The sequence below is a fragment of the Nocardia wallacei genome (assembly GCF_029869545.1).
Lineage (GTDB): Bacteria > Actinomycetota > Actinomycetes > Mycobacteriales > Mycobacteriaceae > Nocardia > Nocardia wallacei_A.
Genome location: NZ_JARWQD010000054.1, coordinates 18,935 through 29,265, shown reverse-complemented (window position 1 = coordinate 29,265; position 10,331 = coordinate 18,935). Strand labels below are relative to the sequence as shown.

The 10,331-nt window shown below is 68.3% G+C and carries 11 protein-coding genes; 8 read left to right on the top strand and 3 right to left on the bottom strand.

The features are described from left to right. Positions 1–91 precede the first annotated feature (91 nt). Complete coding sequence (locus QH290_RS02840) at positions 92–697, top strand: TetR/AcrR family transcriptional regulator (protein ID WP_280381874.1); 606 nt, start codon at positions 92–94, stop codon at positions 695–697. Positions 698–706: 9 nt separating this feature from the next. Here QH290_RS02840 and QH290_RS02835 read toward each other — a convergent pair whose 3' ends face one another. After that, complete coding sequence (locus tag QH290_RS02835; RefSeq protein ID WP_280381871.1) at positions 707–1,234, bottom strand: DM13 domain-containing protein; 528 nt, start codon at positions 1,232–1,234, stop codon at positions 707–709. Positions 1,235–1,361: 127 nt separating this feature from the next. Here QH290_RS02835 and QH290_RS02830 point away from each other — a divergent pair, with 127 nt between their 5' ends. The 4 genes from QH290_RS02830 to QH290_RS02815 all read left to right on the top strand — a co-directional run bounded on the left by QH290_RS02830 (position 1,362) and on the right by QH290_RS02815 (position 5,745). Beyond that, on the top strand, positions 1,362–1,799 hold the full coding sequence (locus tag QH290_RS02830) for a VOC family protein (protein WP_280269156.1): 438 nt from the start codon (positions 1,362–1,364) through the stop codon (positions 1,797–1,799). Positions 1,800–2,149: 350 nt separating this feature from the next. Then, positions 2,150–3,724: a CocE/NonD family hydrolase gene (locus QH290_RS02825; protein ID WP_280381870.1), complete on the top strand. Its 1,575-nt coding sequence runs from the start codon at positions 2,150–2,152 to the stop codon at positions 3,722–3,724. Continuing rightward, the gene (locus QH290_RS02820) at positions 3,721–5,295 is read left to right on the top strand and encodes a family 20 glycosylhydrolase (protein WP_280381869.1); all 1,575 of its coding nucleotides are present in this window, start codon (positions 3,721–3,723) and stop codon (positions 5,293–5,295) included. The genes QH290_RS02825 and QH290_RS02820 overlap by 4 nt, the downstream gene beginning before the upstream one ends. Positions 5,296–5,391: 96 nt before the next feature. Continuing rightward, entirely contained in the window at positions 5,392–5,745 is a 354-nt protein-coding gene (locus QH290_RS02815; protein ID WP_280269153.1) for an HPF/RaiA family ribosome-associated protein, read from the top strand. On the opposite strand, the gene QH290_RS02810 is transcribed toward QH290_RS02815, so the two are convergent. Beyond that, a complete protein-coding gene (locus tag QH290_RS02810; protein WP_280381868.1) occupies positions 5,742–6,602 on the bottom strand; it encodes an aminoglycoside 6-adenylyltransferase in 861 nt (286 codons plus the stop codon). The genes QH290_RS02815 and QH290_RS02810 overlap by 4 nt on opposite strands. A gap of 106 nt (positions 6,603–6,708) precedes the next feature. Between QH290_RS02810 and QH290_RS02805 the strand changes: the two genes are divergently transcribed. The 3 genes from QH290_RS02805 to QH290_RS02795 are packed head-to-tail and all read left to right on the top strand — an operon-like array spanning position 6,709 to position 8,449. Continuing rightward, positions 6,709–7,146 (top strand): nuclear transport factor 2 family protein, encoded by a 438-nt coding sequence (locus tag QH290_RS02805; RefSeq protein WP_280269151.1) that lies wholly within the window; start codon positions 6,709–6,711, stop codon positions 7,144–7,146. A 20-nt stretch (positions 7,147–7,166) separates the two neighbouring features. Beyond that, the gene (locus QH290_RS02800) at positions 7,167–7,367 is read left to right on the top strand and encodes a hypothetical protein (protein WP_280269150.1); all 201 of its coding nucleotides are present in this window, start codon (positions 7,167–7,169) and stop codon (positions 7,365–7,367) included. 44 nt (positions 7,368–7,411) lie between these two features. Beyond that, positions 7,412–8,449, top strand: coding sequence for an MsnO8 family LLM class oxidoreductase (locus QH290_RS02795; RefSeq protein ID WP_280269149.1), 1,038 nt, complete (start codon positions 7,412–7,414; stop codon positions 8,447–8,449). Positions 8,450–8,528: 79 nt separating this feature from the next. On the opposite strand, the gene ctaD is transcribed toward QH290_RS02795, so the two are convergent. Beyond that, complete coding sequence (gene ctaD, locus QH290_RS02790) at positions 8,529–10,268, bottom strand: aa3-type cytochrome oxidase subunit I (RefSeq protein ID WP_280381867.1); 1,740 nt, start codon at positions 10,266–10,268, stop codon at positions 8,529–8,531. Positions 10,269–10,331: the final 63 nt, after the last annotated feature.

Sequence of the window (10,331 nt, the reverse complement as noted above, 5' to 3'; positions counted from 1 at the left end):
GGAGTCCCCCCGGGCGCCGGCGGGGGCGCGGGGGCGGTCACCCACCCCCGGGGGGGGCGCGGCGCCGCCGCCGCGCCGCTACGCGCCGCGCCTGCCTCGCGAACAGCGGCGTGCGCAGGTGCTCGATGCCGCGTTCGCCGTGTTGAGCCGCGTGGAGTTGCACGAGCTCAGCATGGAGGCGGTCGCGGCCGAGGCCGGTGTGGGCAAGCCCGTGCTCTACACCGTGTTCAACACGCGCGCGGAGTTGGTGGAGGCGCTGCTCGAACGCGAGCGCGAGCGCGGGCTGGAACAGGTGGCGAGCACCCTGCCCACCGATCTGATCGGCGCCGACCCGGTGACCGCGGCGTCGGCGACCATCGAGGCATTCGTCGGTGTGGCACTGGAGAATCCGACCCGGTGGCGGCTGATCCTCGCCACTCCCGGCAGCGCTCCGGACGAATACCGTGCGGCACTGCGGAGTTCGCGCACCGGGATCTTCGATCAGGCCGAGGCGCTGGTCCGCATGGGCACCGCGCTCGATTCCCGGTGGGCCGCGGTCGATTCCGCGCTGCTGACCAATGCCCTGCTGAGCGTCGCCGAAATGCTCGGCACGCTCGCGGTCAGCGAACCGGACGCCTATCCCAAACAGCGCCTGGAGGAGTTCGTGCGTTCCATCGTCGCCCTGCTGGTCGGCGTGCCGTCCCCCGACCGGCAATAGACGACATCCTCAACGCAATTGGGCCGCGCCGAAGGAAACGTGGAAGCGCTCGCACCAGATGCTGACGCTGGTGAGCGCGCTCAGATCCACCTCGGGCGGAATGACGTAGTTCTGACTTCCCTTGTTGCCCTCGAGATTGCCCAGATCCTCGTACCTGCCGTCGTCGAAGACGAACCAGCCCGCACGGCCCTCCAGCACGGGCGCATCGGTGAGCCACACACGCAGGTCCGGCCCGTCGGAGGTATCCAGGTTCTCCAGGCGCAAAACCCTACTGCCGTCGGGCAATCGGACGACGGCCGCGCTGCCCGAGGTGCCGTGCTCGTGTGAGACGAACTCGCCGCGAGACAGCGTCCGCGGTTCCTCCCGGGGCGCCGCCCCGGCGGTGGTCGCGACGGTCGGCGCCGCCTCGTTCACCACGGTATCGGTGAACAACCGCCACGGCTGGAACAGGACGAGACCGATCCCGACCGCGACCACGACGATCGCGGACAGCACCCACGTGATCGGCGAGCGGGCGATCCTTCGCATTGTCGGCATGACGTCCTCCGGGAATTGCGCGCTGTTTCGATCCACTCAACCGCTTCCACACCCGCCTCGAGCCCGAACCGTCCCGGCCGTCACGGATTCGTCAGACAATCCCGCCGCAACGGCTACCATGCATCGCATGGCCATCAAACTCGAGAACGTCGCCATCGCCGTCCGCGACCTCGAAGCAGCGATAGCCTTCTTCACCGATCTCGGTCTCACGGTCCTCGGTCGCGACACGGTCAGCGGTGAGTGGACCGAGACCGCCGTCGGCCTCGACGGCAACCACGCCAAGATCGCCATGCTCCAGACGCCGGACGGTCACGGCCGCCTCGAGCTGTTCGAGTACATCCATCCCGCGGCCATCGAGACGGAACCGACCCGCCCCAACGAGATCGGCATGCACCGCGTCGCCTTCTCGGTCGACGATATCGACGCCGCCCTCGAGATCGCCGCGAAGCACGGCTGTCACCCGCTGCGCGGCGTCGCCACCTATCAGGACATCTACAAGCTCACCTACGTCCGCGGCCCCAGCGGCATCATCGTGATGCTCGCCGAGGAACTGCGGAGGAGCTGACGGCCGCGCACCGATCCCCGATCACGACGGCGCCGTGGAGTCGCCACGACGCCGTGGTTGCCTGACGTCTGCCGCACGAAACCCGATGAGCCTATTGCTCATTGATGATTGATTCGATCGTGGACAGATCAGAAATGAGCACGTACTCTACAACGCATTCGATTGCGGGAGGCGCGACGCGGCCGCGATCGCGATCTGACCGCACGTCGTAAAGGGCCCACCCATGACAGGTGAACTCCCCGCCCCCGATCTGCTCGGCACGGTGGTCGGCTATCTGCTGATGTCCCCACTGTCGTTGGCGCACAACCTTCACCTGCTGTTCGCGACATTGTTCTGAGGGGGCGATCGCGATGAAACGACCGCTCGTGACGATGGCGGCGCTGCTGCTGGCGGCGGCCACCGCCGTCGTCTGCACACCGCAGGCCACCGCCGTACCGATACCCGGCGGGCAGGCCACCACGCTGTTCGTCCCCGGGGCCGACGGGGTCCGGCTCAACGCCGTCGTCACGGCCCCGCCGACCCTCGCCGGACACAAGAATCCGCTGGTACTGCAGCCGTCCGGCTGGGGTATGCCCGCGATGGGCAGCATCGGCTCGGCCTACAAGCTGTCCAGCGGTGCGGATTTCGTCTCCATCGAGTACACCGCGCGCGGCATGTACCTGTCGGAGGGCGAAGTGGACCTCCTGGGCGACAACGACGCCCGGGATGCCTCGGCCGTAATCGATTGGGCGATAACCAATCTCAACGTCGACCCCGAGCGGATCGCCATCGCGGGCGGCTCCTACGGTGCGGGCCTCAGCATCCTCGCGGCCGCGCACGATCCCCGGATAAAGGCCATCGTCGCGGATTCACCACCCGCCGACGGGACCGCGGCGCTCGCCCCGAACGACACCCTGAAGACGGGCGGGCCGATGGCCCTGGCCCTGTCGGGCGCCTCGACCAACCGGTTCAACCCCGAGATGACCGCCGCCGGGCTGCACGCGATCCTGACCAGCGACCCGAGTTCGCTGGTGGCGCTGACGAATACGCGCCTGCTGGCCGACGCCGTCGACAAGCTGAACGCGCACGGGACCGCGGTGTTCCTCGCCCACGACTGGCAGGACTCGCTGCTACCGGTCGGCCCCGTATTCCACCTCTTCGACAGGCTGACCGGGCCGAAGATGCTGTATCTGCAGCCGGGCGACCACTCCACCGGCGGGGGCGCGGGCCAGGTGGCGGGCCTGCCGAATCCCGTGTGGGACGCGGGAATTCGCTGGCTGGACCATTACGTCAACGGTGCCGCGAACGGCATCGATTCCGAGCCCGCGGTCAACCTGGCCCCGGCGGGCGGCGGTCCGTACGCCCGCTACGCCACAGTCGCCGACGCGGTACCGGCCGAACGATCCTACCCGCTGTCGGAGGCGGGCGCGCTCGGCGGCGATCCGGACGAAATATGGAGTCTGCCAACGCATTCCGGTGCCACGACCGCCGTGTCCGCGGTCCCCTACGTCACCGGGTCCATGGCGCAGCTCGGCGTGGCACCGTCGATCCCGCTCGGCAGCGTCGACCGCGCCCTCGCGGGGGTCTGGCGTACCGCGCCGTTCGCCGCGGGCGCACGGATCACCGGCAGTCCCCGCCTCGATCTCACCGTCGTTCCGCCGACGTCGGATCTGAGCCTGTTCGCCATCCTGTACGACGAGGGCCCCGACGGCACGGGCCGACCGATCACATACTGGCCCGTCACCCGGCACGGACTGCGGGCCGGGCAGCCCACCACCGTCGGCTGGGAGTTGTCGCCCACCCACTGGAATCTGCCTCCCGGCCACCGAATTGCGCTCACCGTCACCTCGCAGGACCCCGTGCCGTTCGTCAGCGCGACGCCGCTCGGCAGCACCGTGACCTTCGCCGCGCCGTCGACCGTGGCACTGCCCGTGGAGATACCGTGATCGCAGCAACCGGCACACCGCCGCGCACCGCCGGGGCCGCCGCCTTGGTCGTACTGCTGTGCCTGGCGTTGTTTCCGCTCGCCCCCACCGCGCGTGCGGAACCCGGCGCCGAGCTACCGGCCACGGTGCCATCGGTGCGTGACTGGTCGCCGGGGGCGGGACGATTCGTACTGGCCCGTGAGGCCCGCATCGCCACGAACGACCGCGCCGCCCCCGTCGCCCGCAGGCTCGCCGAGGATCTTGCCCGCCGCGCGCGGCTCGCACCGACGGTCACCACCGCGCCGCCGAGCACGGGCGACATCGTGCTCCGCATCGATGACGCCGCACCGGCCGCACCCGAGTCGTACCGCATCGAGATCACAGACACGATATCGGCATCGGCCCGCACCCGCGCGGGCCTCGCGCACGCCGCACAGACCCTGCTGCAATGGCTTTCCGGCACCACCGAACTGCCCCGCGGCGTGGTCGAGGACCGGCCGGACTACCCCGACCGCGGGCTACTGCTCGATGTCGGGCGCCAATTCATGACCGTCGACTGGATCAAACAGCGGATCCGCGAGATGGCCTACTACCGGATGAATCTGCTACACCTGCACCTGTCGGATGTGGGCGGCTTCCGGCTGGCCAGCACGACCCACCCGGAGATCACCTCGCCGCAGCACTACAGCCGCCGCGATATCGACGAGATCGTCTCCTACGCAGCGGAATACGGTGTCGAGGTGCTCCCCGAGATCGGCTTCCCCGCACACATGAACGCGATCCTCGCACCACATCCCGAACTCAAACTGCGGCCCGCGCGGACGTCCGCGGCCGATGCCGCCGCCGACGCCCTGCTCGCCGGGAGCACCGAAGGCAGGCTCGATCTGTCCCGACCCGAATCGTACGAATTGGTCGAGGATCTGCTGCGCGAGTTCGTGCCGCAGTTTCCCGGGCGCTCCTTCCACATCGGCGGCGACGAGTACGTCAACGACTACGCCCGCTATCCGCAGCTGACCGACCACGCCCGCGCCACCCTCGGCCCGGAGTTCACCGGCGAGGATCTCACCGCGAACTTCTTCAACTGGGCGGCGGGCATCGTGCGGTCGTATGGAAAGTCGGCACGCATGTGGAACGACGGGCTGCCCCACGGCGCGCGCATCCCGGTCGACCCGGCGATCACCGTCGAATACTGGACCGGCGGCAGCCTGCTGCCCTGGGTGGGCGGCGCGCAGACTCCCGAACGGCTGGCCGACGACGGACACTCGATCGTCAACGCCGCATTCACCCCCACCTACTACGCCACCGGCGGCTACGCGCGGCCGCTGAACTCGCCGCCGGAACTCCTCTACGCCTGGGACCCAACGGTTTTCGTCACCGGCGCGCGACTACGGCCCGACCAGCACTCGCGCCTGCGCGGCGCGAAACTGCACATCTTCTGCGACGACCCGACCGCCATGACCGAACAGCAGATCACCGCGCCGCTGCGGGAGCGCCTGCCGATCCTCGCCCAGCGGCTGTGGTCGGGCACGAGCGGCACCGACTACCGCGCCTTCACCGCCGGGGTCCGCGCCACCGGGCTCCCGCCGTACTGACCGGAGCCCGGCGACCACCGAGCTACTGTGGAAAACGGTGGTCCACGACCACGCGGGCCCAGGGCGGGTCCGTCGGCCAGCCGAACGGAGACGCGCATGCAGATTCAGGTCAACACCGACGGCACCATTACCGGCAGCTCCGACCTGGTCCGGCAGGCCGAGGCGACGATCGGCACCCACCTGGATCGCTTCGCCGACCAGCTCACCCGGGTCGAGGTCCACCTCAGCGATCAGAACGGGCCGAAGGGCGGCACCGACGACATCAAATGCGTGCTCGAGGCCCGCCCGGCGGGTCAGCCCCCGGTCGTCGTCACCCACCGCGCCGGTTCGGTCGAGGGCGCCTACACCGGCGCCGCCGAGGATATGAACCGCCTGCTGACCAGCCGCTTCGGCAAGCTGCGCCACACCAAGGGCGGCGAGTCCATCCGCCACCTCCCGGTCGACAACTAGCGCGCGCCGTCCGCTATCTCGGTCAACCGCGCCGTGGCCTGCTCCGCGAGCGCCGTACGAGCCGGGAAGCCGCAACGCTGCGCCACCGTCTCCGACACCTCCCGGAACAGCGCGGTGGTGGCGTAGAGGGCGCGCCAGCTGTCGTCGGCGTCGAAGCGGCCGAAGGTCTCGCCGACGGCCTTCCAGATCCGTTCCGGCAGCCACTCGTCCATATGGTGGCCGATGTGCCAGGTGTCCGGCGGCCCGGCGGGATCGGTGGCCGCGTACCACTCGAGCATCTCCAGCAGAAATTCCTTCATGGTGTTGTCGCGGAACTTCACCACCCACAGCTCGCCCCTGGCCAGATACACCGGGACCTGGGTGGCCTCGAACCAGAACTCGTCCAGCGCGTGGTCGAACTCCTCGCGGGTCGGCCGCGGCGGGACCGGTGCGGCGCCGGTCGGGGCGGGCAGTCGCGCGGCGGCCCCGACCTTGTCCAGGTGGACCACGTACCCGCGCTGATAGAGGTCGTCCAGCCCCGTCTCGAGGCGCGCGAGCCGGTCGGTACCGGCGAGGCTGAAGTCGATCTTGCGACCGTGCCGGTACACGACGAGCCGTCCGGCCCATTCGCCCTCGTCGTCCCCCTCGTCCTCCGAGGTCGACGAGACCGAAACCAGCACGGGCCCGAACGCTTCGCTCCACGAGGTATCGGCCGCGAGGTCGCGCCACCCGGGACCGAGCAACTCGATATCGAGATCGGAGTACTCGTCGACGCGGTTTCCGCGCGCCCTCGAACCGGTCTGGACGACAACCTCGACGCGCTCGTCCGCCCGCGCCCAGTCGACCACCGCGCCGAGCAGTTCCTTCGGATCTTCCACATCGAGAACGCTAGCGCCCCGGGCAAGCGGATTTCCGGGGCCGCGCCGACCGGAAAACGTTGTACGCCTGTCTATTCTCGGGGCACCATGTTGTGAGGAGGCTGGCGTGTTGTCGCTACAGGAGATTTCGGATCGGCTCGAGATCGAGGACCTCATGGTCCGCTACTCGCATGCGGTCGATACGCAGCGGTGGGACGAGCTCGACGAGATCTTCACCACCGACGCGTTCATCGACTACACCGCGATGGGCGGGCCGAAGGGCGGCCTGCCGGAGATCAAGCGGTTCCTCGCCCGGGTGATGCCGAATTTCCTTGCCTTCCAACACCTCATCAGCAACTCGTCGATCACCGTCGACGGCGACACCGCCACGGGCCGCACCATGTGCCACAACCCGATGCTCACCGCCGACGGCGACGGCGGTGAGCGCTTGATGCTCTGCGGCCTGTGGTACCTCGACACCTTCGCCCGCATCGACGGGTCCTGGCGCATCGCACGGCGCGAGGAGGAGAAGAGCTACCTGTTCGTAGCGCCGTCGGCGGGGTAACCAGGGGACGTGGAGGTCTCATGAAAGTCGGCGACCGAGTCGAACTGACCAAGAACCACGCCATCGCCCCCTACGCGGCGATCGCGGCGGGCACCGTCGGCGAGATCGTCGAGGTGCGCGAGGAGACGTGGCAGGGGATTCCGACGCGGCTGTACACGGTTCAGTTCGACATACTCCAGGTGACGATCGCCGAGATGCGCAACGAGCTCGTCCCGGTGTGATCGGCCGCGCGGAATCTGCGGCGGCCGGGAGCGTTGTCACGGGTATGACCTCGTTGCATTCGGTCCGGTTCTCGATCCTGGACCGCTCCCGCGTCCGGCAGGGACAGAGCCACCCGGCGGCGCTGCGGGACACCGTCGAATTCGGACAGCTGGCCGAGCAGTGGGGCTACCACCGGTTCTGGGTGTCCGAGCATCACAGCGTGCCGGGCGTGGCCGGGTCCGCGCCGACCGTGCTGGCCGCGGCCGTCGCCGCCGCCACCGACCGGATCCGGGTCGGGACCGGCGGGGTGATGCTGCCCAACCATCAGCCGCTGGTGGTAGCCGAGCAGTTCGGGGTGCTGGAATCGCTGTATCCCGGGCGGATCGATATGGGACTGGGCCGGTCGGTCGGGTTCACCGGCGGGGTGCGCCGCGCCCTCGGGCACGACAGGAACGATGCCGAGGATTTCGACGCCCAGCTCACCGAGCTGCTGGACTACTTCGCCACCGGACGCGACGGTGTGCACGCCTGGCCCGCCGAGGGGCTGCGGGTCCCGGCCTATCTGCTCGCCATCGGCTCCGGTGCGGATCGCGCCGCGCGGTTCGGCCTGCCGCTGGTGATCGCGGCCGCGCACGGCGAGGACGCGATGGTGCGCTCGATCGAGCAGTACCGCACCGACTTCCGGCCCGGTCCGTGGGGTGCGGCGCCCTATGTCGTCGTGTCCGGATCGGTCGTCGTCGCCGACACCGCCGAGCAGGCGCGGCGGCTGCTGATGCCCGAGGCGTGGTCGGCCGCGTACTCGCGCACCCGCGGCGAGTTCCCGGTACTGATGCCGCCGGACACCATCGATCCCGCGGCGATGACCGAGCGCGAACGGCGCCTGTTCGAGGAGTCGATGCAGGGGCATCTGGCGGGTGACGAGGACACCGTCGCCGACGGTCTGGAGCGGCTCATCGATCGCACCGGCGCCGACGAGATCCTGGTGCACACCAGCACTTTCGACCGCGCGGCCCGGCTGGAATCGCATCGGCGGCTGGCGCGGCTGGCCGGACTGGGACCGGTGCGACGGCCCGCCGAAGCGACAGACTCTGTGCCCCGGTAGGGCACAGAGCCTTTGGTCGCCTCGAGGGCACGAACTAGTGCAGGCCAACAGGAGCCCCACACCGGTCCGAGCGGGAATCTTACTTCGGCACGGCGGTTTGTTCGGTAACTCGGGACTGCGAGTTGCCACCGAATCCGACGTGCGCCTCGCTCCGCATACGGTCGACCATGTGCGGGTAGTGCAGCTCGAATGCCGGACGCTCCGAACGGATCCGCGGCAGCTCGTAGAAGTTGTGCCGCGGCGGCGGGCAGGTCGTCGCCCACTCCAGCGAGTTGCCGTAACCCCACGGATCGTCCACCGTCACCACCTCGCCGTACCGGTAGCTCTTGAAGACGTTCCACACGAACGGCAGCACCGAGCCGCCGAGGATGAAGGCGCCGATGGTGGAGATGGTGTTGAGCAGCGTGAATCCGTCGCTCTCCAGGTAATCGGCGTAGCGGCGCGGCATACCCTCCGCGCCCAGCCAGTGCTGCACCAGGAATGTGGTGTGGAAGCCGATGAATGTGGTCCAGAAATGCCATTTACCGAGGCGCTCGTCGAGCATGCGGCCGGTCATCTTCGGGAACCAGAAGTAGATGCCCGCGTACGTGGCGAAGGCGATCGTTCCGAAGAGTACGTAGTGGAAGTGCGCGACCACGAAATAGGAATCGGAGACGTGGAAGTCCAGCGGCGGGCTGGCCAGGATGACACCCGACAGACCACCGAACAGGAACGTGACGATGAAGCCCACCGAGAACAACATCGGTGACTCGAACGTCAACTGCCCCTTCCACATCGTGCCGATCCAGTTGAAGAACTTCACACCCGTCGGCACCGCGATCAGGAACGTCATGAACGAGAAGTACGGCAGCAGGACCGCACCGGTCGCGTACATGTGATGCGCCCACACCGCGATCGACAACGCCGCGATACCCAGCGTCGCGTACACCAGCGTCGTGTACCCGAAGATCGGCTTACGGCTGAACACCGGGAAGATCTCCGACACGATCCCGAAGAACGGCAACGCGATGATGTACACCTCGGGATGACCGAAGTACCAGAACAGATGCTGATACAGCAGCGCACCGCCATTGGCGGGGTCGTAGATGTGCGCGCCCAGGTGCCGGTCGATGAGCAAGGCCATCAGCGCGGCCGTCAGGATCGGGAAGGCGACGAGAATCAGGACGCTGGTGACCGCGATCGTCCAGGTGAAGATCGGCAAGCGGAACAGGGTCATCCCGGGGCACCGCAGGACCACCACGGTCGTGAGCATATTGACCGCGCCGAGGATGGTGCCGAGGCCGGACACCGCCAGGCCCATGATCCACAGATCACCGCCGACGCCCGGTGCGTGCACGATATCCGACAGCGGGGTGTAGGCGGTCCACCCGAAGTCGGCGGCGCCGCCCGGGGTGATGAAACCCGCCGTCGCCATGGTCGCGCCGAACAGGTACAGCCAGTAGCTGAAGGCGTTCAGGCGCGGGAATGCCACATCGGGCGCGCCGATCTGCAGCGGCAGCACGATATTCGCGAACGCGAACACGATCGCGGTCGCATAGAACAGCAGCATGATCGTGCCGTGCATGGTGAACAGCTGGTTGAACTGCTCCGTCGACAGGAACTGCATACCCGGCCGACCCAGCTCCGCGCGCATCAGCAGCGCCATCAGACCGCCGATGAGGAAGAACGACATGGCGGTGAACAGATACATCTGGCCGAGCATCTTGGGATCGGTGGTCGTCAGGGCCTGGTACAGGAACCCGCCCTTCCGCCTGCCCCGCGGTGGATAGGGCCGCACGGCCTCGAGCTCGCGCTCCGGCTTCGGAGATACAGCGGTCAACACATCCTCCTAGGTCGTTCCGCAGCGACCGTGTGCTGACGGAACCGGAACATGAAACCCACG